The following is a 24,800-nucleotide window of genomic DNA, read 5'->3' as shown; positions in this document are numbered from 1 at the left end:
CTAGACGGCGGCGGTCAGCTGCGGGTAGAGAGCGCCGCCTTCGGCGGACAGGCCCGCCTTGACCTGGCGGGTCAGGTCGTCGGCCAGTACCTCGAAGGCGCCGGACTCGATGCCGTCGAGGGCCTGTGCCGCCACGCTCTCGGGGGTGGACTTGGGCCCGTCGACATGCGCGGCCATGTCGGTGTCGACGTAGCCGACGTGCAGTCCGGTGACCTCGATTCCGCGCGGCTTCAGGTCCAGGCGCAGGGAGTTGGTCTGCGACCAGAAGGCGGCCTTGGACGCGCTGTAGGAACCGGCGATGCCGACCCAGGACAGCACGGAGTGGAAGTTGAGGATGTGGCCGCCGCCGTTGCGCTCGATGATCGGCACGAAGGCGCGGGTGACGAGCAGCGGGCCGTAGAAGTTGGTCTCGAATTCGCGGCGGATGTCCTCGACGGGCGAGTCCAGGAAGTTCGCGCCGACGGCCGCGCCCGCGTTGTTGATCAGGACCGTGACGTCCTGCGCCTGCTCGGCCGCCGCCGCGACGGAGGCGGGGTCACTGACCTCAAGGGCCAGCGCCACGGCGTCCGGGTGGGTGACGGTCTTCGGGTCGCGGGCGGTGGCGTACACCTTCTTGGCGCCGCGCTCGTACAGGGCCTCCACCAGTGCGCGGCCGATGCCACGGCTGCCGCCGGTGACGAGGACGACGGAACCTTCGATGTCTGTCATGGAGATCTCCGGGGTGAGGGGATGCCGTAGAGCACCCGACGCAAGGTGGAAACCGATCGGTTTCCTCATGTCGACCACAGTAAACCGATCGGTTTCCATGGGCAAGCCCGAGCGCCGGTGAACTGCCGGAGCGCGCGATGATGTACGTCATGAGCGATCCCCGCGTGGAACTGGCCACCTTCCCCACCCCCGTCGAACCGGCACCCCGGCTGGCCACCGCGATCGGCCTCGGGCCGGACGACCTGTGGATCAAGCGCGACGACCTGACCGGCCTCGGAGGCGGCGGAAACAAGATCCGCAAGCTGGAGTGGACCGTCGGCGCGGCGCTCGCCGAGGGCGCGGACACCCTGGTCACCACGGGTGCCCCGCAGAGCAACCACGCCCGGCTGACGGCCGCCGCCGGAGCCCGGCTGGGCCTTGCCGTGGTGCTGGTGCTGCGCGGATCGCCGGGTGTCTCGCGCTCGGGGAACCTCGCCCTGGACGGGCTGTTCGGCGCCCGGATCGCCTGGGCGGGCGACGTGGACCAGGCCGGACTGGACCGGGCGGCGGCGGAGGTGTGCGAGCAACTGCGCAAGGGAGGTGCCCGGCCCGCGCTGATCCCGTTCGGCGGTTCCAGCGTGCTCGGCGCACGCGGCTACGCGCACTGCGGCGAGGAGTTGCGCGGGCAGCTCCCCGATCTCCGTACCGCCGTGGTCGCGCTCGGCTCGGGCGGCACGATGGCGGGGCTGGTGAGCTCGCTCGGAGTGGACGCGGTGCTCGGGGTCGATGTCGGCGCACTCCCCGAACCGGCCGCCACCGTGAGCGAGTTCGCGGGTCTGACCACGACGGAGGGACTCCGCGTCCGACGCGACCAGATCGGCGCCGGCTACGCCACGCTCACCGCGCCGACCGCCGAAGCGCTCACGCTGGCCGCCCGCACCGCCGGCCTCGTCCTCGACCCGACGTACACGGGACGGGCGATGGCCGGTCTGATCGCGGCCGTCCGGGACGGGGACATCAGGCCGGGCGAGCGGACCGTGTTCGTGCACACGGGCGGGCTGCCCGGCCTGTTCGGGCACGGGGAGGCCGTCGCGTACGCGGAGGGGCAGGTCGTCGCGTACCGGGCGTGACCGTCGAGCACCGCGCATGACATACGCGCCCGGCGGGTGCGGTGCCGCGGGGCGCGTACGTCCGGAGGGGCTACGGAGCCTTCGCGTAGTCCGTGGCCATGGCGCCGGCGAAGTCGTACACGATCACCTGCTCGTCGCCGACGACCCACGCGTCATGCCCCGGCGGGCACACGAAGACGTCGCCGGGGCCCACTTCGCCCTCGCCGCCGTCGTCCATGAGGAGATGCAAGCGCCCCTGGACGACATAACCGTTGTGATGGATCTCGCAGCTCTTGGTGCCCGCGATCGGGGCCACGGACTCGGACCAGCGCCAGCCCGGCTCGAACGTGCCCACCGCGAAGTCGAGTCCGGTGAGGTGGACCGCTTCCAGGTGCCCGCGGGGGAAGTCACGCCGCTCGTCCGGCTTCTCGACCGTCTTCACTTCCAGCATGACGGCTGCCTCCATTCCGGCCGCGCGCAGCACGGCCGGGGCCGGTCTCCGTCTCCCGGCGACCCCGAACGGCACCGGCGCTCCGGCGGGGGCCGCGCCCCACCACTCCATCGTCTTCCTGTCCACCCGGGAGCGCCATTCGGGGGAACAGCTACCGGGGCGCGGTCATGACGAAGCACTCGCGCACAGCTGCGCGAACCGCTCGGCGCCGATGTTGCCGCCCGAGACGATCATCCCCACCCGGCCGGTGACCCGGCCCGCGCGCCCGGCGAGGAGCGCGGCCAGCGGGGTGGCGCCGCTCGGTTCGACGACGATCTTCAGCCGCTCGAAGGCGAATCGCATGGCCGCCTTGATCTCCTCGTCGCTCACCAACGCGATCTCGTCGACGAGCCGTTGGTTCACGGAGAAGGTCAGTTCGCCGGGTGTCTCGGCCGCCTGTCCGTCGGCGATGGTGCGCGGCACCGGGATGGTCACGCGCCGGCCCGCCTCCAGGGACCGCTTGGTGTCGTCCCCGGCCTCCGGTTCGACGCCGGTCACGCGGGTGCGCGGGTGCAGTCCCTTGACGGCGGTGGCCGTCCCGGCGATCAGCCCGCCGCCACCCACCGGCACCAGCACGGAGTCCAACTCCCCCACTTCCTCGACGAGTTCGAGAGCCGCCGTGCCCTGTCCCGCCATGACGTGCGGATGCTCGTAGGGCGGGATGAGGGAGAGCCCACGCTCGGCCGCCAGGGCCTCGCCGATGGCCACCCGGTCGCCGGTGTAGCGGTCGTACGTGACGATCTCGGCGCCGTACCCCGCGGTGGCGGCCAGCTTCGAGGCCGGGGTGTCCTCGGGCATGACGATCACCGCGGTGGTGCCCAGTTCCCGGGCGGCGAGGGCGACGGCCTGGGCGTGGTTGCCGGAGGAGTAGGCGGCGATGCCCTTGGCCAGTTGCTCCGGGGTCAGCCGGGAGGCCGCGTTGTAGGCGCCGCGGAACTTGAAGGCGCCGATCCGCTGGAAGTTCTCGCACTTCAGGAACACCTCGGCGCCCACGAGTTCGTCGAGGGTGCGCGAGCGCAGCACCGGTGTGCGGTGGGCGACGCCCTTGATCTGCGCGGCGGCGTCACGGACGTCGTCGAGGGTGATGGGCGGGGTGGTGGTCGTCACGCGGGTCCTCCATCGGAAGCGGCGGGGGTGGCAGTCGCGGTGCGGGCCTGGGAGAGGTAGTTGTAGGCGGAGGCGCGGGAGATGCCGAGCCGGGCGGCGACCTGCTCGACGGCCCGGCGCACGGCGAACACCCCGTGCTCGTCGAGGCTGCGGAACAGCTCCAGCCGCTCGGCGCGGCCGAGTTGGACCCATGTCCTGCTCTGCCGCAGCTGATGGGCGTCGACGATGGCCTCCACCACGGAGTCGATGTCGTTGCCGAAGGTGGTCGTACCCGGCGCCTCGCCCGCCCCGGTCCCGGCTCCCCCGCCGATCCCGTTGAGCACGGCCTGCGCCTGCTGTACGGCGGTGACGTCGACGTTGACGCACAGCGCGCCGAACACCGCGCCCGTCGAGTCCCGCAGCAGCATCGTGGACGACTTGAGCAGTTGGCCGCCCTTGGTCCGGGTGAGGTAGTTCAACTCGTCGCCGGCCTCGTCCCCGCGCGCCAGCACCCGCAGCCCGATCTCGCTCATCGCACCGCCCACCGAACGCCCGGTGACGGCTCCGGCGACGGCGACCACGGACTTCTCCGGGTGCCGGTAGTCGTGCAGCACGACCTCGCACACCGGCCCGAACGTCGCCGCGATTCCCTCGACGACAGGCCCCAACGCACCGACGATCGCGTCCCGTTCGGCGTCCAGGACAGGGTCGTTGTCCACGTTCCCCCTTCCCACTCCTAGACAACCAGTCCAATCACTATACTCAGATTCCACTCACCCGGTGTTGACGGCCGCCGATCCCCCCTTGACTCTCAAGCCGCTCGAGATCCGATAGTGATCGGCATGAACGAGCTCTATTCCATCGGAGACGTCGCCCGCCGCACCGGCCTGAGCGTGAGCGCGATCCGGTTCTACGCCGACGAGGGTGTCGTCACCCCCACCGGCCTCACCGGGGGCGGCTTCCGGCAGTACGACGTGCACGCCATCGCCCGGCTCGAACTCGTGCGGACCCTGCGCGACCTGGGTGCCGGCCTCGACGACATCCGCCGGGTGCTGGGCGCCGAGACCTCCCTGCACGACCTGGCGGTCACCCATCTGCGCCTGGTCGAGGACCAGTTACGGCAGTTCCGGGCGCGCTCCGCCGTACTGCGGACCATCGTTCGGCAGCACACCACGACGGAACAGGTGAGTCTGATGCACAAGTTGGTGTCGATGTCCGACGACGACCGCTACCGGCTCATCGGCGAGTTCTGGGACTTCGTGACCGACGGCCTGGACGTCCATCCCGGCTACGTCGAGCAACTGCACAGCAAACGGCCCCACTTGCCCGAGGAGCCGTCCACCGAGCAGCTGGAGGCCTGGATCGAACTCGCCGAGATCGTACGGGACTTGGAGTTCCGCACGGCGCTGCGGGACTTCCTCCACCGCACCTTCGGCACCGAGCAGGGCAGGCTGATGGCGTCGCCGGAGATGATAGCCCGCGTCGAGAGGCATCGGAAGCTCCTCCTGGAGGCGCAGGCCTCCCAACAGGCGGGCGTGCCCGCGGAGTCGCCGCTTGCCCGGGACATCGCCGAGCGGGTGGCCGCCGACTCGGCGAGGCTGGTCACGGCGATGACCGGGGACCACGGACACGACGTGGAGAAGGCCCGGCGCGGCATCGTCGACTTCGACCGGAACGGCAGGGCGGCACAGGCACTGGCCAGGTCGACCGGCCTGCGACTGCTGACCAAGTACCACTCCCTGGTGGCGACCATCAACGGCACCCCCAAGCCTGACCCGGAGCGCGCGGCGGCACTCCGCGAGTGGATGGCCGCCGCGCTGCGCCAGGGCCCGACCGGCGGATGACGCGTCCGGTCAGGACATCCCGAACATCAGCCACGCCTGCTTGGCCGCGAAGTCGGGGTAGAGCGTGTTCATGGCGTCGAACAACTCGCGGTCCGTGGACGCCTTTTCCTGGAGGCGCCCGAAGTCGGTGAGGTAGCGCTTCGTCGTCTCGATGCACTCGGGGGTGTCCGGGGCGCCGGGCTTCTTGTGGCCGGCGACGGCCGTCCTCGGGTTCAGGGCCGCCAGCCGGTCCAGCGCGGCGATCCAGTTCTCGCGGATCTTGGGGGTGGTGTCGGCGACGTACGCGTGGCACTGGTTGTACAGGACGTCACCGGCGACGACGAGGTCGATCGACGGGACGTACAGGGAGGTGCTGTTCTTGCCGTCGGTGTGGCCCTGCTCGATGATCCGCAGCTCGTGGCCCTCCAGGGTGAAGGTCTCCTTCTCGTAGGGCTCCGGCAGCGTGAGCGTGTTCGGCATCTGCCCCGGGAGCCACTTGCGGAAGACCGGCAGCGCCTTCCCGTGCTCCCGCGCCAGTTCGACCGAGCCCGGTGTCGCGATGGCTCGGGCCCCGGGGTAGCGCCGGAGCAGCACGCCGAGGCCGCCGAAGTGGTCGAGGTGGCCGTGGGTGATGTAGATCGTGGTCAGGTTGCGGTGGTGCAGGGCGACCCAGTCGGCCAGCGCCTCGGCCTCGGTGACGGTGGTGAGCGGGTCGACCAGGACGGCGTCGCGCTCGCCGTGGATCAGGGTCGAGGTCATCGGGTCCCAGGCCATCGGCGCCCCGAAGGGCCGGGGCCGTTCTCCCACCAGGGGCTTCTCCGGTGCGGTGAAGACGTTGACGTCGAGCTGAGTGGGCATGTGAATCGGTTCCTGTCTGTGGCGGTGGCGGGAAACCGGGAGGAGCGCACCCGCCTCCTTGCATGTTCTATGCCATAGACCATAGATTAATTTCGGCGCGGACGGACCCGCCTGGACGAGCGACTGAGGTGGTGGTTTCGTGAGCCCTCGTAGGAGCGACAGCCGCGAGCGGATGGTCAACAGCACCGTGGCCCTGCTGCGCGAGTACGGCGCGAGCGCGACCAGCATCGACCGGGTGCTGGCCCACAGCGGCGCCCCGCGCGGCTCGGTGTACCACCACTTCCCCGGCGGGCGGACCCAGTTGGTCGAAGAGGCGGTGGCGCTGGCCGGCGACTTCATGGCCGGTGTGATCGAGGCCGCCATGGAGGCCGACGATCCGGTGGCGGCCATCGACAAGTTCTTCACCGTGTGGCGCGACCAGCTCGTGAAGAGCCGCTACCGGGCCGGCTGCCCGATCGTGGCGGTGGCCGTGGAGACCAACGACGAAGCCCCCCACCTCGCCCGCGCCGCAGGCGAGGTCTTCGCCGGCTGGCAGGAGGCGTTGGCGGCCATGTTGCGACGGCACGGCCTGGCCGAGGACCGAAGCCGTCGGCTCGCCGCGCTCATCGTCGCCGCGGAGGAGGGAGCGGTGGTCGTGTCCCGGGCCCAGCAGAGCAGCGCCCCGATCGAGGCGGTCGCCGCCGAGATCCACGACCTGCTGGTCCTCGCGCTGGGCAACCGCCCCGACGCCGCTCCCGGCCGTACGCCGCACATCGACTGACGCGTATCGCCTCCAGGAACCGCGACGCGTTCACCAACCCGGGGACACGGACCGGCACGCGCCGGTTTCCGGTCCCGCACGACCGAGCCCCGAGGAGGGCCACCCATGCAGAGATTCGAGTTCGTCAAGAAGGGCGAGCTGCGGTACGTCGACGTGCCGATGCCGGTGCTCGAGTCCGACGACGACGCGATCGTCCAGCCGGTCGTCTCGACCACCTGCGACCTGGACCGCTTCATGATCGCGGGACTGGCCCCGTTCCAGGGCCCGTTCGCGCTCGGGCACGAGACCGTGGCCAAGGTCCTCGAAGTCGGCGACAATGTCTCGCACGTGAAGCCCGGTCAACTCGTCGTCCCCGCCTGGCATGTCGCGTGCGGCACCTGCGCCGCGTGCGCGTCCGGTCGGCCCACCGGTTGTACGAACGTTCCGCGGAACGCGATGTACGGGCTGCCCGTGGGCGGTGACTACGGCGGCTTCTTCTCCGAAGCGGTCCGTATCCCCTTCGCGGGCTACGGGTTGGCGCCGCTGCCCGAGGGGGTCAGTGCCCGTGCGGCGGCGTCGGTGGGCGACAACCTCTCCGACACCTACAGCGCGGTCGCCCCGGCACTGCGCAACGCGCCGGGCGCCGACGTCCTCGTCGTCGGAGGGACCGGCTCGGTCGGCGTCTTCGCCGTCACCTTCGCCAAGGCACTCGGCGCGTCCTCGGTCGCCTACGTCGACACCTTCGACCCCGAGTGCGTCGAACTCGCCCGCGGACTGGGCGCCGAGATCCTCGACGAGGTGCCCCGTGGCCGCGAGTTCCAGGTGACGTTCGACGCGTCCGGCCGTCCCGACGGGCTGCACGCGGCCCTCAACGCGGTTGCCCCGAACGGCTTTTGCCACAGCTTCGGGATCTACTGGCAGGACGTCGCCGTTCCTATGCTCTCGATGTACATGCAGGGCGTGACGTTCTCGACGGGCCGACCCAACGTGGGTCCGAACATCCCGGACGTCCTCGCCCTCATCGCCGACGGGACCGTGGACCCGCTCCCGGTCTTCTCCGACGTCGTGAGCTTCGAGGACGCCCCGACCGCCCTGGCCCAGGGCCTCCGCAAGCCCCTCGTCGTCCGCGACGGTTACTAGGGCCACCAGACTGACCGAACGACGGCCACTCGACCCGCACAAGGAGAAACCCCATGCACCGCATCGTCGTCCAGTACTTCGACCCCGCCGACCCCGACGCCTTCGACGCCCGGTACCGCGATGAGCATGTCGCGCTGGCGAAGGCCATCCCCGGCCTCGTCGACTTCCAGCTCTCCCACCCGCGCGGGCTCAGGGGCGTGACACCGTATCTCGTGGTCGAGATGTCCTTCGCCGACGAGGACGCCGTGGCCACCGCACTGCAGTCCGCCGAGTTCGCGGAGGCCGGAAAGCACGCGGCCGGGTTCGAGGTCGCCTCGACATCCCTGTACACCTCCGCTCCGCAGCAGGCCTGAGACGAGAAGGGCCGCCACCGGCTCGACCAGCCCCCGATCCCTCGACGCCTCCGCGTCAACCCGCCTGAGGAGAACCAGAGATGAGCGCGACCCGGATACCCCCTGTCGACGACGAGATCACCGAGGAAGTCCGGGCGAACCTGGACAGGGCCATAGCCGATCTCGCCGTAGGGGCGGACGTCTGGTCGGGGCTCGGCCTGGACCGACGGGCCGCCCTGATCGCGGAGACTCAGGCGTCGATCGCGCGGCACGCGGACGACTGGGTCGCGGCGGCGGTCGCGGCCAAGGGAACCCACGCGGGCCCGATGGAGGGGGAGGAGTGGATCTCCGGGCCGTACGCGTCGTTGGCCGGCTTCGGTCGTGTCGCGCACAGCCTGGCCCTGCTGGCGAAGGGCGAGTCGCCGCTGAGCGGGGTGAAGGCCAGGCCGGCGCCCGGCGGCCGGATCCGGTTCGAGGTGTTGCCGGCGAACCTGCTCGAACACACCCTTCTGCACGGCTTCAAGGGCGAGGTCTGGCTCAAGCCGGGCGTCACCGAGGACCGGGCCCGCGCCGAGGCCGGTCTCGGCGCGCTGCGCGTCGGCGAGAACGGTGGCGTCGGGCTGGTGCTCGGCGCCGGCAACATCGCCTCGATCGGGCCGCTGGACGTGCTCTACGAACTCGTCGCCTTCAATCGGGCATCGGTGCTCAAACTGAACCCGACGTTCGCCGGACTCACCGACGCCTACAGCGCGGCGTTCAAGCCGCTGATCGACGCGAACCTGCTGCGGATCGTCAACGGCGCGGCGAAGGTGGGTGGTTACCTCACCCGGCACCCCGGTATCGCGCATGTGCACATCACCGGTTCGGCCGTGACGCACGACGCGATCGTGTGGGGTACCGGCGCGACCGCCTCGGCGAACCGCGCGGCCCGCACCCCCGTCCTGGACAAGCCGATCAGCTCCGAACTCGTGGGCGTCTCACCGACGATCGTCATCCCCGGCAGGTGGAGCAGGGCCGATCTCAGGTTCCAGGCCGAGCAGATCGCCACCCAGCGACTGCAGAACTCCGGCCACAACTGCATCGCCACCCAGACGCTGATCCTGTCCTCGGACTGGCGGCAGAAGGACGAGTTCCTCGCCGAACTGCGGCGCGTTCTCGACCGGTTGCCCCGACGCGAGCCGTGGTACCCCGGTTCCGACCGCAAGATGGACGCCGCCCGCAGTTCCTACCCCGAGGCCGAGGACCACTCCGGCCGTCTGCTGGTCGAGGTCTCCGAGGCCACGAGCAGGGACCTCTTCGCGACCGAGTACTTCGCACCCGTCCTCGGCCACACCGCGCTCCCCGGAACGGGCGCGGACTTCTTCCGGGCCGCCGTGGAGTTCGCCAACACCGAGCTGGACGGCACCCTCGGCGCGAGCATCGCCGTGGCCCCGAAGGACAAGCGGGCGATCAAGGAGTTCGACGACATCCTCGCCGGACTCCGCTACGGCTCCATCGGCGTCAACGCGTGGAGCGCGGTGGCGTTCCTGGGCGCCCCCTTCACCTGGGGCGCGTTCCCCGGCAACACCCTGGAGGAGGTGGGTTCCGGCATCGGCGTCGTCCACAACGCCCATCTCATCGACACCACAGAACGCTCGGTCGTCCACGGCCCCTTCCGCACCTTCCCGCGCTCGGTCCTGCACGGCGAGAACTCCTTGTTCCCGCGCCCCCCGTGGTTCGTGACGGCCAGGACGGCCCATCGCACCGGGGCCAAGTTGTCCGCGTTCGCCGCGAAGCCCAGCTGGTTCAAGCTGCCCGGAATCTTCGCCGACGCGTTCCGCGGCTGACCCTCTGCACCCCGACCGGCGAAGGAGCACTCCGTGACCAGCATCAAGAGCACATATCCCGACGTCGAGATCCCGTCGACCAGCGTCTACGACTATCTGTTCGGCTCGCTGAGCGAGGCCGACCTCGGCCGGACGGCGGTCGTCGACGGTGACCGCACGCTGACCTACGGCGAACTGAGACAGGCGGTGGACCGGTTCGCGGGCGCGCTCGCCGCTCGCGGGGTCGCACCGGGCGACGTCGTGGCGCTGCACGCGCCGAACGGTTCCGGTTTCGTGATCGCCTTCCACGGGATCCTGCGCGCCGGGGCCACCGCGACGGCGCTCAACGCGATGTACGCCCCGCACGAGATCGCGGGCCAGCTGCGGGATTCCGGCGCGTCGACGTACGTCACGGTCGCCTCGCTCCTGCCGGGCGCGCTCGCGGGCGCCGAAGAGGCGGGGCTCGGCCGGGACGCGTTCATCGTGCTGGACCCGACCGAGGGCTACCCGTCGCTGCCCGACCTGCTCGGCGAGGGCGCGACCGCACCGGACATCGCCGTCGCCCCGGCCACCCACCTCGCGGTGCTGCCGTACTCCTCGGGCACGACCGGCCTGGCCAAGGGCGTCATGCTCACCCACACCAACCTCGTCGCCAACATCGCCCAGTGCGAGCCCATGTTGAAGGTGACCGAGCACGACACGGTGCTCGCGGTGCTGCCGTTCTTCCACATCTACGGCATGAACGTCCTGCTGAACCTGACCCTCAGGGCACGCGGCACGCTCGTCACCATGCCCCGGTTCGACCTGGCGGAGTTCCTGACCAGGATCCAGGAGCACCGCGTCACCTTCCTCTACATCGCCCCGCCGGTCGCGGTCGCCCTGGCCAAGCACCCGGTGGTCGAGCAGTACGACCTCTCGAGCCTGCGGATGGTGGTGAGCGGCGCCGCGCCGTTGGACGAGGCACTCGGCAACCGTCTCGCGGCACGACTGGACGTCCGGCTGATGCAGGGCTTCGGCATGACCGAACTCAGTCCCGTCTCGCATCTCACCCCGCTCGACGACCCGGAGATGTCCGTCGGCTCGATCGGGGTGGCCGTCCCGAACCTCGAATTCAAGGCCGTCGACCCGGCGACCGGCCAGGACGTCCCCTGGACACCGGGTCGGCGCAGCTCGGCCGGCGAGATGCTCGTGCGCGGCCCGAACGTCATGCGGGGCTACCTCGGCAACCCCGAGGCGACCGCGGCCACGATCGATCCGGACGGGTTCCTGCACACCGGCGACATCATCGAGATCGGCGCCAAGGGCGAGGTCTATGTGGTCGACCGGCTCAAGGAACTCATCAAGTACAAGGGCTACCAGGTCCCGCCGGCCGAACTCGAAGCCGTGCTGCTGACCCATCCCTCGATCGCGGACGCGGCGGTCGTGGCGCATCCCGACGAGGAAGGCGGCGAGATTCCCCGCGCGTTCGTCGTCCTCCAGGGCGGCACCGCCGCGACCGCGAACGAGATCATGTCGTACGTCGCCGAACACGTCGCCCCGCACAAGAAGGTCCGGCTCGTGGACTTCGTCGACGCCATCCCGAAGTCGGCGTCGGGAAAGATCCTCCGCAGGGACCTCAGGGGACGGCCGGTCACGACGTCTGCCGCAGGGTGATGTAGTCATCCTTGTTGACAGTGACGGCAGTGATCCCCTCGGACGCGCCGCCACCTGGAGCGCACACGAAGCTGACTGTCCCTCCCTCTACGACCTGGACAGTGAGGGGCCGGCTGCTGCACCAGGCGATCTTCAGCTGGAGCCGGTGTTCTCCCGGCGGCACTTCGAAGCGGACTGTCTTCCCTCGCCGGATGCTGCCCACTCGGGTGTCGTCGATGAGAACGTCGTAGCCGCGGAGCATGTCACGATAGCCGCCCCGCTCCCGTGACAGCACGACGGTTCCATGGGCGGTCACGGCTCTTCCCGCGTCGTCCATCGCGACCCCCTTCACTCGAACACCGTGGGTGCCGCGAGCGTACTCATACGTCAACTGCGGCGGAACAAACGACTGTTCAAGCCCACTCCGCTGTTCCGCTCTCCGCCACCGCGTCAAGGTCCCGCCACGCTTCCGCGGTCAGATCGGCGGCGGTCCAGCGTGCGGCCGACACGACCTCCTCCGGAGTGCGGAAGCCCGCGACCACGCACGCGACACCGGGAGCGCGCAGCGGAAAGCGCAGGGCGGCGTGCGGGAGTGCGGTGCCGTGTCGGGCGGACGCCTCGGCGAGGAGGCGGGCGCCGCGCAGTGCCGACTGCGGGGCGGGGCCGTAGTCGAAGGTGGCGTCGCTCGCTGGGTAAGTCCGGCTGAGCAGGCCGGAGTTGAACGGTGCGGCGGCCACCACAGCGACCCCGCGTCCGGCGCACGCGTCCAGCAAGGGGCGGGCGGTGCGGTCGAGGAGGGTCCACCGTCCGGCCACCATCACGGCGTCGACGTCCGCCTCCTCGACGACGCGCAGCAGCGGGGCGACCGTGTTCATGCCGACGCCGACGGCGCCGATGACACCTTGGTCGCGCAGGGCCGTCAGCGCGGGCAGGGCATGGTCGAGGGCGGCGTCCAAGTGGTCGTCGGGATCATGGACGTAGACGATGTCGATCCGGTCGAGTCGCAGGCGGTCGAGGCTGGCCTCCAGACTTCGCAGTACGCCGTCCCGTGAGTAGTCGGGGCGGCGTATCAGCGTGTCGGGTACGGCGAAGCCTCCTGCCGTCAGGTCGGATCCGGTGGGTGCCGGGTGGGGTTCCAGCAGCCGGCCGACCTTGGTGGAGACGGTGAACTCCGTGCGCGGACGGTGCGCGAGGGCCTCGCCGAGCCGCCGTTCGGACAGTCCGAGGCCGTAGTGCGGGGCGGTGTCGTAGTAGCGCACCCCCACGTCCCAGGCGGCATCGAGGGTGGCCCGCGCCTGGTCGTCGTCGATCGGACCGTGGAGGTTGCCGATGGGGGCGGCACCGAATCCCAGTGTGCTGACCCGGACGCTCGTCCGGCCGAGTGGGCGTGCCCTCACGAGGTTCCCGCTTCCACGGCCCTCGCCGCATAGAGAAGGATCTGCTTCATCTGGCAGGCAGGACCCTAAGGATGGGATCCATTTTGCGCAACACCTTGATGGATATGCGTAGTTCATGACGCTTTATTGAGGTATGCACAGGGCTTCAGATTGAGATCTGTCCGATCTCTTCCCAACTCTCAGCGGCAGTGCCATATTGGCCACGGAAAATGAACCTGATTCATTCGTGGCACAAGAGGGGACTCGCCTTGGGCGACTCAACACCGGCCTACCGTCCGGGATATGAGCTGGTCGCGGAGCAACTGCTGGAGTACATCGCCCAGCAGAACCTGCGGCCCGGTGACCGCCTCCCCACCGAACAGGGCCTGGCCCAGATCCTCGGAGCCTCCCGCAACGTCACCCGGGAGGCCGTGAAGGTGCTGGCCGCGATCGGCCGGCTCCAAGTGCGGCGCGGCGCGGGCATCTTCGTCGCCGCCTCGGTCGGCGGGCTGCTGGACGACGAGCTCTCGCACTTCCGGCCGACCGGCATGGAAGACGTCCGGATGCTCCTGGACTACCGCAAGGTGATCGAGTCGGAGACGGCGCGCCGAGCCGCCTCCCACGCCACCCCGATCGAGGTCAGGGCCATCCGGGAGAGTGCGGAGAGTTCGCTGACGGCGGCCACGATGAACGACGTTGACACCTTCGCCAAGGCGGACGCGGCGTTCCACGACGCGGTGGGCGCCGCCTCGCACAACGTGTTCCTGAGGGCGAGCGTCGCCGGTGTGCGGCGTCTGGCGTCCCAGTCCGACGTGCTGCTCTTCCACGGCGACGTGCCCGGATCGCTGGAAGTCGCCGCGCATCAGCATGTAGCCATAGCGGAGGCGGTCGCCGCGGGGGCGGCCGATCTCGCCGAGCGGCTGATGGTGGAGCACATCGCCACCACCCAGAGCCAGTTCGAGAGCAAGATTCGCGACCGGCTGTTCAGTCCCGAGGCCCAGCCGCCCTCCCCGGAGGCACCGGCCTCGTAACCCGGCCGACCCCGCATGTGCCGCAGCACAGCGATCGGGTCGCCCGACGCCCTCAAGTCCCGGTGGACGACCGGGACTTGCAGGTATCAACCTCCCTCAGGCGATTGGATTCGCGTGTCTCATCCGTCTGCGCGCAGGGGCGCCTTCACGCCGCTGCGAAGAAGTCTCACGGCCGCCTTCTCGGTGGCCGCGGCGGCCGCCCTGCTGAACGCCGCACCGGCCCAGGCGGCTGCCGCACCGCCGGACCTGAACGTCTATGTCTCCCCGACCGGCCGGGACTCGGGCTCGGGTACCGCCGCGCACCCCTTCAAGACCCTTGACCACGCACGGGACTACGTACGCGGCGTCAAGCAGAAGGCCAAGGGCGACATCCACGTCCGGCTGCTGTCCGGCACCTACCAGCTCAGCCGTACGTTCGCCCTGACCGCCCGGGACTCCGGCACCAACGGGCACCGGATCTACTACGAGGCCGCCCCCGGCGCCCACCCGGTGATCAGCGGAGGCAAGCAGATAACCGGCTGGGTTCCGGCCGACAGCACGGGACAGGTCTACAAGGCCAAGGTGGGGGACATCGACACCCGCCAGCTGTACGTGGACGGGGAGTTGGAGACCCGCGCGCGCAGCGGCAAGAACCCCGCCGGCTTCAGCCAGACGTCGACCGGCTACGCCTTCACGGACTCAAGTCTCAACTCCTACAAGCGTCCTTCGGACCTGGAGGTCGTCAGCTCCTGGGGCTGGAAGCTGATGCGCTGCCCCGTGCAGTCGATCGCCGACAACAAGATGACGATGCAGCAGCCCTGTTGGCACAACGCGCATCTCCAGCAGGGCCAGGAGATCCAGAACCCGACCTGGCTGGAGAACGCCCGCGAGCTGCTGGACACGCCCGGTGAGTGGTACCTGGACAAGGGCGCGGGCGAGATCTACTACATGCCCAAGTCCGGCCAGAACCTGTCCACTTCGACCGTGACCGTGCCGCAGGTGCAGGACCTGGTGGACCTCAACGGCACCAGGACGGCCCCGGTCGGCAACGTGTCGTTCCAGGGCATCACCTTCTCCTACTCCACCTGGCTCGCGCCGAGTTCGTCCGAGGGCCTCATCGAGGGCCAGGCCGGTTTCCGGATGGTCGGCAACGACCCCACCTTCGACGCGACCCGTCTGAAGTGGCAGAAGACGCCGGGTGCCGTGAACGTCAACTACGGCCACGGCATCGGCTTCGAGGGCAACACCTTCACCCATCTCGGCGCGGTCGGGCTGAACTTGAACACCGGCACGCAGGGCACCGACATCACGGGCAACGTCTTCCGCCAGATCGCCGCCACCGGCATCCAGATCGGCGGGGTCGAGGTGATCGACGCCCACCCCGACGACCCCCGGGACATCACCAAGGACACCCAGGTCGCCAACAACGTGGTCACCAAGGTCGCCGACCAGTACAACGGCTCCATCGGCATCCTGGCCGGCTACACCGACCACACCACGATCACCCACAACAAGGTCTACGACCTGCCCTACACCGGCATCTCCGTCGGCTGGGGCTGGGGCCTCACCGACCAGGGCGGCGACACCAACTACCCCGGGAATCTGGGCGTTCCGATCTGGGACACCCCCACGACCAGCCGTGACACCAAGGTCACCGACAACGAGATCTACGACATCATGAAGTCGCAGGCCGACGGCGGTGCCATCTACACGCTGAGCTCCAACCCCGGCGGTGTGGTGTCCGGCAACTACATCCACGGCACGCCACCGCCCGCCTACGGCGCGATCTACCACGACGAGGGCAGCCGGTACTGGACGAACACCGGCAACGCCCTGTGCGACGTCGCCTACCAGTGGCTGTTCCTCAACCACGGCATGGACATCGACGCCACGAACAACTTCACCACCCAGCCCGCCTTCTCCACCCAGGCCAACAGCACGGGCAGCACCATCAGCGGCAACACCACCGTGGGTTCCTGCGCCCAACTGCCGGCCTCCATCGTCAACAACGCGGGCCTGCAAGCGAGTTACCGCCACCTCGACCCGGGCCCGACCGTCACCGACCACCAGGCGCCGAGCAGGCCCGGCACGCCGAGCGCGGTCACCGACTTCCCGACGATCGCGGACCTCAGCTGGGCCGCGTCCACCGACGACACCGCCGTCACCGGCTACTCCGTCTACCGCGACGGCAAGCTGATCAGCGCCACGGGCAACACCTCGGTACGCCTCCCGGGCCTGACCGCCGGAAAGACGTACACCTTCACGATCACCGCCCGTGACGCCGCCGGCAACGAGTCCCGGCCCAGCCAGGCGCTCAAGGTCACCATGCCGTCCGGCTCCGACCTCGCCCTCAAGAAGCCGATCACCGCCTCGTCGTACTCCGAGGCCAACACCCCGGAAAAGGCGGTCGACGGCGACCTCTCCACCCGCTGGGCGCAGGGCCTCGGCCTGCCCGACCCGTCGTGGATCCAGGTCGACCTCGGGGCGTCGTACGACGTGAACGGCGCGATCACGACCTTCGAGAAGGCGAGCGGTTACAAGTACCGCATCGAGGTCTCCCCCGACGAGGTCCACTGGAAGACCCTCGCGGACCGCACCGCCGCGGACACCACGGCGGCGACCGACTACGTCCACACGGACACCCCGGTCGCGGGCCGCTTCGTCCGGCTGACCGTCACCGGCTCCAACTGGAACGGCGGCAGCATCTACGACTTCCAGGTCTACGGCACCCCGAGGACCGTCACGGACCACACGGCACCGACCGCTCCCGGGCAGCCGACGGTCAAGCCGCTGCTGCCCAGCCTGGTCGATGTCAGCTGGCCCGCGGCCACCGACGACACCGGAGTGACCAGCTATGTCGTCTACCAGGACGGCAAGCGGATCGGTGTCACTGACGCCACCACCCTGCGGGTCTCCGGCCTGACCGCCCATACGCAGTACTCCTTCACCGTCGTGGCCCGCGACGAGGCACTGAACACCTCCGACCCGAGCAAGGCGGCGGTCGTCACCACACCGGCGGACAACGACCTGGCCCTGAACAGGACGGCGACCGCGTCCTCCGAGTCGGACGGCTACGCCCCGGCGAAGGCGGTCGACGGCGATCTGTCGACCCGCTGGGCGCAGGGCCTGGGACTGCCCGACCCGTCCTGGATCCAGGTCGACCTCGGCAAGGACACCGCAGTCTCCGCCGTGGTCACCACCTTCGAGTTGCCGAGCGGCTACAAGTACCGGCTGGAGTACTCCACCGACGGCCAGAACTGGTCGACGTTCGAGGACCACACCGCCCAGAGCACCACCGCGCGGACCAACTACGCCTTCGCCGACGCCCCCGTCACCGCGCGCTACCTGCGCCTGACCGTCACCGGTTCCAGCGGCAACGGCGGCAGCATCTACGCCCTCCAGGCGTACGGCGGCTTCTGAGCACGCGGTTCCTCAGCCAAAACGTTTCCCTACGGAAGACGAAAGCCAGGATGAAGATCACCCATGTCGAAGTACACCGGATCGATGTTCCGGCAGCCAGTCCGCCCTTCCGCTGGCGCGACGGGCTGAGCGGCAGCGCTCCGGTGGGCGACGGCGCGGTCCTGCACATCGGGACGGACGAGGGGGCCGAGGGCGTCGCGCTGTTCGCCCGCCCCGGCGCCCACGTCGTCCTGCGGGACCTGGTGGACCGGGTCTTCCGCGAGGAGCTGGTCGGAGCCGACCCGTTCCAGCGGGAGTGGCTGTGGCACCGGGTGTGGGAGCTGGACCGTATCCACGAACTCCCGCTCCCCACCCTGGGGTTGATCGACATCGCCCTGTGGGACCTGGCCGGCCGCTACCACGGCGAACCGGTCTGGCGCCTGCTCGGCGGTTTCCGGGACGCCATCCCCGCCTACGCCTCCACCTCGACGTTCGCGAGCATCGCGGAGTTCCTCGACGTGGCGGACCAGTCTCTGGCCCTCGGATATCGCGGGATCAAACTGCACGCCTGGGGCGACGCCCGCCGGGACGCGGAACTGTGCCTGGCCCTGCGCGAGCACGTCGGTCCCGATGTCCCGCTCATGTACGACGGTTCGGCGGGCTTCGATCTGCCGGACGCGATCCGGCTGGGGCGGGCGCTCTCCGAGGCCGACTACCTCTGGTACGAGGAGCCGATCCGGGAGTTCAGCATCTCGGCCTACCAGCGGCTCGCCGAGACCGTGGACGTACCGCTGCTGGTGGCGGAGACCTCCGACGGCGCGCACATGAACGCGGCGGACTTCATCCGGTCCGGTGCCGCCACCTTCGGCGTCCGGGCCGGCACCACCCTCCGGGGCGGCATCACCGGCGCCATGCGCACCGCGCATCTCGCCGACGCCTACCGGCTGCGGGCCGAGGTGCACGGTTCGGACATCCCCAACCACCACCTGTGCATGGCCATCTCCAACACCACCTACTACGAGTCCCTGGTGACCTCGGTGAACGTCGTCCGAGAGCGCCATGTGGACGACCAGGGCCTGGTGCACGCCCCCACGGGGCCCGGCATCGCCCTCCCCCTCGATTTCGGCTACGGCAGCCAACTCCTGCCGTTCGTCGAGCAACCGCGCTGAGCGGCGCGAGAACAGAAAGGCAAGGCAAGACGATGGAGTCTTCCCGATCTCCGAGAACCGGTCGGCGTCACTCGCTGCTCCGCGCGGCGGCCATCACGCTGTCCCTGGCCACCGCGGCGGCACTGGCGGGCTGCGCCAGCGCCGACACCACCACCCCTTCCGCCGCCAAGCAGTCGGCGTTCAAGCCGGCCGCGCAGAAGGCGGGTTCACAGATCACGGTGTGGGCCGACTCGACCCGGCTGCCGTCCGTGCAGGCCTACCAGAAGTCGCACCCCGACGTGAAGATGAAGATCGTCACGTACGACGGCGGCGCCGACGGGTCGACGTATCTCCAGTCGAAGGTGCAGCTCTTCGACCGGACCGGCAGCGGCTGGCCGGACGTGGTGTTCGGCAATCCGACCGACGTGACCTGGGCGTCGGAGGCCACCAAGCCCGGCGCGCAGCCCTTCGCCGCGCCCCTGGACGAGAAGCTCGTACCGCAGAGCACCCTGGACGGCTTCGCCAAGGGTTCCCTGACGCCCTGTCAGTTCAACGGCCACACCTACTGCATGCGCAATGACATCGCGCAGGTGCTCCTCTGGTTAAACAAGTCCCTTATGGACAAGTGGGGTTACCAGGTCCCCACGACATGGCAGGCGTACGAGGCCCTCGGCAAGAAGGTCGCCAAGGAGCACCCGGGCTATCTGGTCGGCTCGGTCGGTGACACCAACTCCCATGAGTCGTACTTCTGGTCGGGCCAGTGCCCCGCGTTCGACCTGGTGAAGCCGGACACCCTGCGTACCGACCTGGCCGACCCGAAGTGCACGCGGATGGCGACGCTGCTGGACAGCCTGATCAGCGCCAAGGCCGTCGCCACCCAGGGCTTCTTCAGCCAGGGCTTCGCGAAGAACAGCGGCTCCAAGGTCCTTATGGCGTACGGCCCTTCGTGGTACGGCCAGTATCTTTTCAAGGCCGGCTTCAAGACCCCGGCCAAGCAGATCGCCGCGGCTCCCCCGCTCACCTGGGAGGGCGAGAGCACGACCGCCACGGGCAACGTCGGCGGCGGTGTGTGGATGGTGTCCTCGCACAGCGCCAACCTCAAGGCGTCCTCGGATCTGGTCACTTGGCTGACCACCTCCGACGCGAACCAGGCGACCGCGCCGACCTATCCGGCGTACACGCAGGCCGCGAAGGCGTGGCTGGCGAACCCGGCCAACAAGGACTACTTCGCCAATGACGTGAGCGGGCCGTTCGAGCAGGCCGCGAACGAGGTGTGGACCGGCTGGTCGAACACCAGGTTCTCGGACTCCACCGCCTGGTCCAGCGTCGTCCTCCCGGCGCTGACCGCCGGAAAGACCCTGACCGAGACCCTGCCGGCCTGGCAGCAGGAGATCGCCGGCGAGGCCAAGACCCAGGGCTACAAGGTGGTCGATCAGTGACCTTGCTGGAGACCGAGCGCGTCACCGTCTCCCCCGTGCGCCGCGGCATCACGCCGCGGCGCACGGGCCGCGGTCGCGCGGCCTACTTCTTCGTCGCCGGGTACGCGGTGCTGCTGCTCGCGTTCGGCGTCTTTCCCACCGGGTACGCGTTCTATCTGTCGCTCACCAACGACCGGGGCCAGTTCACCGGGGTCAACCAGTTCGTGAAGGTCGTCCAGGACTACCGCTTCGTCCCGGCCTTCACCCACATGCTGGTCTATCTGGCCATGTGGCTGGTGACCCTGGTCGTCGTGGTCGTGCTGACCGCCGTGGTCCTGCGCAGCCGGGTGCGTCCGGGCACCTCGGCGCTCTTCCGCTTCCTCTACTACATCCCCGGCGCCCTGGCCGGAGTGGCGAGCGTGCTGGTCTGGCTGTTCATGCTGGACCCCGATGTCAGCCCGGTGTCACGGCTGTTGACCGCCATGGGGTTCAAGACGTTCGCCGCCGTCCTGGCACCCGGCAACCTGCCGCTGATCCTCATGCTGATCGCGTTCTGGACCGGCGCCGGCGGCTGGATGGTCGTGATGTACGGGGCGTTGAACAACATCCCCGACGAGGTGCTGGAAGCGGCCCGCATGGATGGTGCGGGCCCGTGGCGTACCGCCTGGCACATCCAGATCCCGATGATCCGGCAGTGGATCGTCTACATGACGATCATGGCCTTCGCGACCGGCACCCAGCTGTTCGTGGAGCCCCAACTCCTCCAGACGGCCAGCCTCGGCAGGGTGAGCCCCACCTGGTCGCCGAACCAGCTCGCCTACGTCTACGCCTTCCAGCAGGGCGACTTCAACGGCGCCGCCGCCATCTCCGTCGTCCTCCTGGCCGTGGGTCTCCTCGCCGCCGGTCTGCTGGTCGCCCGCTCGAACCTGTTCAAGTTGGACGAGAAATGACACAGACGATCCCCTTCCTGACGGCCGTGCGGCGACGCGCCCACCCGTCAAGGAGCCTTCCCTTCCTGGTAGTTGGGCTCCTCCTGGCCTTTCTCCTGGTGTTCTTCGTGCTGCCGGTGATCTGGCTGCTGCTGGCCCCGTCGAAGACCGCGGGCGAAGTGGTGCGGGACAACCCGCTGTCCTTCGGCTCGTTCCATCAAATCGGCGCGGCCTGGCGGCACTTGTTCGCCTTCCAGGACGGCGCCATGTCGAGGTGGCTGCTCAACTCGGCCATCTACTCGGGCGGTTCACTCGTCCTCACGCTGCTCGTCAGTGTTCCGGCCGGCTACGCGCTGGCGCTGACGAAGTTCCGGGGCCGCCAGACGCTCCTGGTGATCACCCTGGTCACCATGATCATGCCGCAGGCCACCCTGGTGCTGCCGATCTTCCTGGAGCTCAACCGCTTCCATCTCGTCGGCACCGTCTGGTCGTTGATCCTCCCCTTCTCCTTCTATCCGTTCGGCGTGTACCTGGTCTACATCTACTTCGGGAGCAGCCTCCCCAGGGACCTGCTGTCCGCCGCGCGCATCGACGGCTGCACGGAGTGGCAGCTCTTCTCCCGCATCGCGCTCCCGCTCGCCAAGCCGGTGATCGGACTGGTCGCGTTCTTCAGCTTCGTGGGCAACTGGAACAACTTCTTCCTGCCGTATCTCGTGCTGCCGAACAGCGAGCAGTTCCCCGTCCAGGTGGGCCTGAACCAACTGCTCACCTCCACACCGTCGTTCAACCCCGTCGCAGGCGCCGGACTGAACATCACCATCCCCGAACTCGCCCTGGCCATCGTCATCGCCATCCTGCCCGTGCTGGTGCTCTTCCTCTTCTCCCAGCGCACGCTGGTGTCCGGGATGCTCGCCGGATCGAGCAAGGAATGACCGCCGCTCCGGCCCCCGAAGGAGACTCCGTGTACCGGCTCGATCCGCGCTACGCCCCCGCCTCGCAGGCCGTCCTCGGCACGGGTTGGCAGGCCGTGTCCGCCCAACTCCCCTACGGCCGGGCGGTGGTGGCTATCGAAGGGCCCCCGACCGTCGACTGGTCCCGCCTCGCCGATCGCCTCGGACACGAACTGACCGAGCGCGGCACCCCTGTCACCCTGCTCGACGTCCGGACCCACTACGCACCGCCGGCACTCGTCAGAAGCCGTACCGAGCGACCGGAGGACGCCGACGACCCCTACTTCCGCAAGCTCGCCGACAACCCCCTCGACGACCTCTTCGAGAACCTGCCGCCGGCCGCGCTGCCGACCGAAGGGCTACTCCTCGCCTACGGGCCCGGCGCGGCCCTCGTGGAGCACGACGTGCTCTGGTACGCCGACGCCCCCAAGCGCTACGCGGAGGCCGCCGTCGGCGCGGGCGAGACGGGCGCCAACCTCGGTCTGCCGGACGAGAAGCCCGACTTCGGACGCCTCTTCTACATCGACTGGCCGATGCTCGACCGGCACCGCGACGCGCTCGCCCGCCGCCTCGACGGCTGGCTCGACCTGCAGCACCCCGACCAGCCTGCGTGGCTCGACGGAGCGGGCCTGCGCGCCACCTGCGCCGGCCTGGCGCGCCGTCCCGTCCGTACCCGCCCCTACTTCAACTCCACGCCCTGGGGCGGCCATTGGGCACAGCGCGAACTCGGCTTCAATCCCGACTCCCGCAACACCGCGCTCGGTTACGAGCTGATCGCACCCGAGGCGGGCATCCTCATCGGCACCGGACCGGAGGCCCAGGCCGAGGTGCCGTTCCAACTCCTGTGCGTACTGGAGCCGTTGAGCGTGCTGGGGGCAGCGGCGCACGCCCGCTTCGGCACGTCCTTCCCGATCCGCTTCGACTACCTCGACACCGTCGGCGGCGGCAGCCTCTCCGTGCACTGCCACCCCAAGGAGTCGTACATGCGCGAGCGTTTCGGCTGGGACTACACCCAGCACGAGACGTACTACCTCACCCTCGGCAGCAGCGACACCAAGGTGTACCTCGGCCTGCGCGAGGACGCCGACGTCGACGTCTTCCGCAAGGAGGTGGAGCGGGCCGTCAGCGACGGAGTCCCCATGGACCCCGAGGACCACGTCCTGGCCTTCCCCGCCGAGCAGGGCCAGTTGTTCATGATCCCGGCCGGCACCCCGCACGCCAGCGGCGCGGGCAACCTCGTGCTGGAGATCAGCGCCACCCCGTACCTCTACAGCCTGCGGTTCTACGACTGGCTGCGGCCCGGCGCCGACGGCAACCCGCGCCCGCTGCCGTACGAGCACGGGTTCGCCAACCTGGAGACCGGCCGGCGCGGCGAGGCCGTCGCCCGTGACTTGGTGCAGGAACCGCGCACCCTGCGCGAGGGCACCGGCTGGCGGGAGGAGGTCATCGGCGCACTGGCCGAGATGTTCTACGAGGTCAGGCGCTTTGTGCTGGACGCCGGGGCCGAGGCCGCCGACGACACGCAGGGGCGGTTCCACATCCTGAACGTGGTGGAGGGGGACGGCGTCACCGTGCACACGGCGGCCGGAGACCGGCACGAACTGGCCTACGCCGAGACCCTGACCGTGCCTGCCGCGGTCGGCCCGTACACCCTGCGGGCGACCGGTGACGGCCCGGTGCGGGTCGTGAAGGCGCTGGTCCGTTGATCCCTGTCCTGGAGATCGGCGGCACCCATGTCACCGCCGCGCTCGTCGACCCCCGCGACGGGCGAGTCACCGACCGCACGCGCGAACCGCTCGACGCGGACGGCGCCGCCGAGGACATCCTCGACGTCGTCCGGTGCTGCGCCGACGGGCTGTCGGCGCCGACCGGTGCGCGGTGGGGCGTCGCGGTGCCCGGGCCGTTCGACTACACGCGAGGGGTCGCCCTCTTCCGGGACGTGGGCAAGTTCGACGCCCTGTACGGGACGGACGTCCGGGCGGCGCTCTTGCACGGACTGCGGCAGCGTCCCGCCGACATCGTGTTCCTGAACGACGCCCACGCCTTCCTGACCGGCGAGTGGTCCACGGGCACCGTCCGGGGGCATCGCCGTGCCGTGGGCATCACGCTCGGCACCGGTGTCGGCTCGGCGTTTCTCGCCGAGGGCCGCATCCGCGACGACGGTCCCGGCGTACCGCCCGAGGGCCGGATGGACCTCACCGAGATCGACGGCCGGCCGCTGGAGGACACCGTCTCCCGCCGCGCGATCCTCGCCCGCTACGGCGACCCCGCCGCCGATGTGCACGACATCGCCGAACGGGCCAGGGCAGGAGAGGAGCGGGCCCGGCGGGTGCTGGCCGACGTCTTCGCCGGACTCGGCGCCGCGCTGGGCCCGCGCCTGCTGGCCTTCGGCGCGACCGCGCTGGTCGTCGGAGGCTCCATGGCCCGCTCCTGGGACCTCGTCGCCCCCGCGCTGTCCGCCGGCCTCACGACCGGGGGCTGGACACCGGACGACTCGCGTGCCGAGAGCGCGGCCGGGGTCCGACCCCCTCGCGCGATGAAGCCCGCCGGCTCTGCGGGCGACGCCGCGCTGGTGGGCGCGGCCCGCGCGGCGATGAGGTGAGACCGCGCTGAACTTCCGCAGCGGGCGTTGCGTATCCATTCCGCGGGGACAACTCCGTTCTCCGCCAGGGGACGTGACGTAGGGAGAGCGCCGTGCCGATACCGCCCGCGTCCGAGTCGGCGGACGACCGCACCGCGCTGGAACCCATCCGCGTGCTGCGCCCGCGCAACACCGACGCGCTGGCCCAACTCCTCGACGACATACGCCAGGACGAGCACTATCGCGGCCACACGACGGAGGCCGCGCCCGTCCCGCAGACCTCGCCCG

General features: G+C 69.8%; 22 protein-coding genes. 15 read left to right on the top strand and 7 right to left on the bottom strand.

The window, feature by feature from the left end; all coding sequences use genetic code 11:
• Nucleotides 1-708: an SDR family oxidoreductase gene (locus JHN45_RS02030; RefSeq protein WP_201047741.1), complete on the bottom strand. Its 708-nt coding sequence runs from the start codon at nucleotides 706-708 to the stop codon at nucleotides 1-3.
• A gap of 149 nt (nucleotides 709-857) precedes the next feature.
• Between JHN45_RS02030 and JHN45_RS02025 the strand changes: the two genes are divergently transcribed.
• Entirely contained in the window at nucleotides 858-1,817 is a 960-nt protein-coding gene (locus tag JHN45_RS02025) for a D-cysteine desulfhydrase family protein (protein WP_236583101.1), read from the top strand.
• Nucleotides 1,818-1,887: 70 nt separating this feature from the next.
• Here the strand turns inward: JHN45_RS02025 and JHN45_RS02020 are convergent, their stop codons facing one another.
• From JHN45_RS02020 to JHN45_RS02010, 3 genes are all read right to left on the bottom strand, one after another.
• A complete protein-coding gene (locus tag JHN45_RS02020) occupies nucleotides 1,888-2,247 on the bottom strand; it encodes a cupin domain-containing protein (protein ID WP_200710135.1) in 360 nt (119 codons plus the stop codon).
• Between the two features lie 165 nt (nucleotides 2,248-2,412).
• Complete coding sequence (locus tag JHN45_RS02015) at nucleotides 2,413-3,393, bottom strand: pyridoxal-phosphate dependent enzyme (protein WP_201047739.1); 981 nt, start codon at nucleotides 3,391-3,393, stop codon at nucleotides 2,413-2,415.
• Nucleotides 3,390-4,091: a transcriptional regulator gene (locus JHN45_RS02010; protein ID WP_201047738.1), complete on the bottom strand. Its 702-nt coding sequence runs from the start codon at nucleotides 4,089-4,091 to the stop codon at nucleotides 3,390-3,392. The genes JHN45_RS02015 and JHN45_RS02010 overlap by 4 nt, the downstream gene beginning before the upstream one ends.
• A 123-nt stretch (nucleotides 4,092-4,214) precedes the next feature.
• Between JHN45_RS02010 and JHN45_RS02005 the strand changes: the two genes are divergently transcribed.
• Nucleotides 4,215-5,216, top strand: a complete 1,002-nt coding sequence (locus JHN45_RS02005) for a MerR family transcriptional regulator (RefSeq protein WP_236583098.1) — start codon at nucleotides 4,215-4,217, stop codon at nucleotides 5,214-5,216.
• Nucleotides 5,217-5,225: 9 nt separating this feature from the next.
• Here JHN45_RS02005 and JHN45_RS02000 read toward each other — a convergent pair whose 3' ends face one another.
• Nucleotides 5,226-6,053, bottom strand: a complete 828-nt coding sequence (locus JHN45_RS02000) for an MBL fold metallo-hydrolase (RefSeq protein WP_201047736.1) — start codon at nucleotides 6,051-6,053, stop codon at nucleotides 5,226-5,228.
• A gap of 139 nt (nucleotides 6,054-6,192) precedes the next feature.
• Here JHN45_RS02000 and JHN45_RS01995 point away from each other — a divergent pair, with 139 nt between their 5' ends.
• The 5 genes from JHN45_RS01995 (at nucleotide 6,193) to JHN45_RS01975 (ending at nucleotide 11,722) form a co-directional block, all read left to right on the top strand.
• Nucleotides 6,193-6,813: a TetR/AcrR family transcriptional regulator gene (locus tag JHN45_RS01995; protein WP_307783019.1), complete on the top strand. Its 621-nt coding sequence runs from the start codon at nucleotides 6,193-6,195 to the stop codon at nucleotides 6,811-6,813.
• 105 nt (nucleotides 6,814-6,918) lie between these two features.
• Nucleotides 6,919-7,932 carry a zinc-binding dehydrogenase gene (locus JHN45_RS01990; protein WP_200710089.1) on the top strand — a complete coding sequence of 338 codons (1,014 nt, stop codon included), beginning with the start codon at nucleotides 6,919-6,921 and terminating at the stop codon, nucleotides 7,930-7,932.
• A 53-nt stretch (nucleotides 7,933-7,985) separates the two neighbouring features.
• Nucleotides 7,986-8,285 carry an EthD family reductase gene (locus tag JHN45_RS01985; RefSeq protein WP_200710087.1) on the top strand — a complete coding sequence of 100 codons (300 nt, stop codon included), beginning with the start codon at nucleotides 7,986-7,988 and terminating at the stop codon, nucleotides 8,283-8,285.
• An 80-nt stretch (nucleotides 8,286-8,365) separates the two neighbouring features.
• Nucleotides 8,366-10,090, top strand: coding sequence for an aldehyde dehydrogenase family protein (locus JHN45_RS01980; RefSeq protein WP_201047735.1), 1,725 nt, complete (start codon nucleotides 8,366-8,368; stop codon nucleotides 10,088-10,090).
• Between the two features lie 33 nt (nucleotides 10,091-10,123).
• Nucleotides 10,124-11,722, top strand: coding sequence for an AMP-binding protein (locus JHN45_RS01975; protein ID WP_307783018.1), 1,599 nt, complete (start codon nucleotides 10,124-10,126; stop codon nucleotides 11,720-11,722).
• On the opposite strand, the gene JHN45_RS01970 is transcribed toward JHN45_RS01975, so the two are convergent.
• Nucleotides 11,700-12,038 carry a hypothetical protein gene (locus tag JHN45_RS01970; protein WP_200710084.1) on the bottom strand — a complete coding sequence of 113 codons (339 nt, stop codon included), beginning with the start codon at nucleotides 12,036-12,038 and terminating at the stop codon, nucleotides 11,700-11,702. The two genes, JHN45_RS01975 and JHN45_RS01970, sit on opposite strands and share 23 nt — an antisense overlap.
• Before the next feature lie 76 nt (nucleotides 12,039-12,114).
• Entirely contained in the window at nucleotides 12,115-13,098 is a 984-nt protein-coding gene (locus JHN45_RS01965; protein WP_200710083.1) for an aldo/keto reductase, read from the bottom strand.
• 209 nt (nucleotides 13,099-13,307) lie between these two features.
• Here JHN45_RS01965 and JHN45_RS01960 point away from each other — a divergent pair, with 209 nt between their 5' ends.
• From JHN45_RS01960 to JHN45_RS01925, 8 genes are all read left to right on the top strand, one after another.
• Nucleotides 13,308-14,108 carry a FadR/GntR family transcriptional regulator gene (locus JHN45_RS01960; RefSeq protein WP_200710082.1) on the top strand — a complete coding sequence of 267 codons (801 nt, stop codon included), beginning with the start codon at nucleotides 13,308-13,310 and terminating at the stop codon, nucleotides 14,106-14,108.
• A 183-nt stretch (nucleotides 14,109-14,291) separates the two neighbouring features.
• Nucleotides 14,292-17,507 (top strand): discoidin domain-containing protein, encoded by a 3,216-nt coding sequence (locus JHN45_RS01955; RefSeq protein WP_307783024.1) that lies wholly within the window; start codon nucleotides 14,292-14,294, stop codon nucleotides 17,505-17,507.
• Between the two features lie 50 nt (nucleotides 17,508-17,557).
• The gene (locus JHN45_RS01950) at nucleotides 17,558-18,655 is read left to right on the top strand and encodes an enolase C-terminal domain-like protein (protein ID WP_200710081.1); all 1,098 of its coding nucleotides are present in this window, start codon (nucleotides 17,558-17,560) and stop codon (nucleotides 18,653-18,655) included.
• A gap of 32 nt (nucleotides 18,656-18,687) precedes the next feature.
• A complete protein-coding gene (locus JHN45_RS01945) occupies nucleotides 18,688-20,073 on the top strand; it encodes an ABC transporter substrate-binding protein (RefSeq protein ID WP_201047734.1) in 1,386 nt (461 codons plus the stop codon).
• Nucleotides 20,070-21,002, top strand: coding sequence for a carbohydrate ABC transporter permease (locus JHN45_RS01940; protein ID WP_201047733.1), 933 nt, complete (start codon nucleotides 20,070-20,072; stop codon nucleotides 21,000-21,002). The genes JHN45_RS01945 and JHN45_RS01940 overlap by 4 nt, the downstream gene beginning before the upstream one ends.
• A complete protein-coding gene (locus JHN45_RS01935) occupies nucleotides 20,999-21,913 on the top strand; it encodes a carbohydrate ABC transporter permease (RefSeq protein ID WP_201047732.1) in 915 nt (304 codons plus the stop codon). The genes JHN45_RS01940 and JHN45_RS01935 overlap by 4 nt, the downstream gene beginning before the upstream one ends.
• Nucleotides 21,914-21,942: 29 nt before the next feature.
• Nucleotides 21,943-23,637 (top strand): class I mannose-6-phosphate isomerase, encoded by a 1,695-nt coding sequence (locus JHN45_RS01930; RefSeq protein ID WP_201047783.1) that lies wholly within the window; start codon nucleotides 21,943-21,945, stop codon nucleotides 23,635-23,637.
• Nucleotides 23,634-24,533, top strand: a complete 900-nt coding sequence (locus JHN45_RS01925; RefSeq protein WP_201047731.1) for an ROK family protein — start codon at nucleotides 23,634-23,636, stop codon at nucleotides 24,531-24,533. Before JHN45_RS01930 ends, JHN45_RS01925 begins: the two co-directional genes overlap by 4 nt.
• Nucleotides 24,534-24,800 lie beyond the last annotated feature (267 nt).

The organism is Streptomyces sp. MBT53, from assembly GCF_016654115.1.
In the GTDB taxonomy this organism is placed as follows: Bacteria; Actinomycetota; Actinomycetes; order Streptomycetales; family Streptomycetaceae; genus Streptomyces.
Note: the sequence above shows the minus strand (reverse complement) of the source record. Positions and strands in the feature narration are given on the sequence as shown.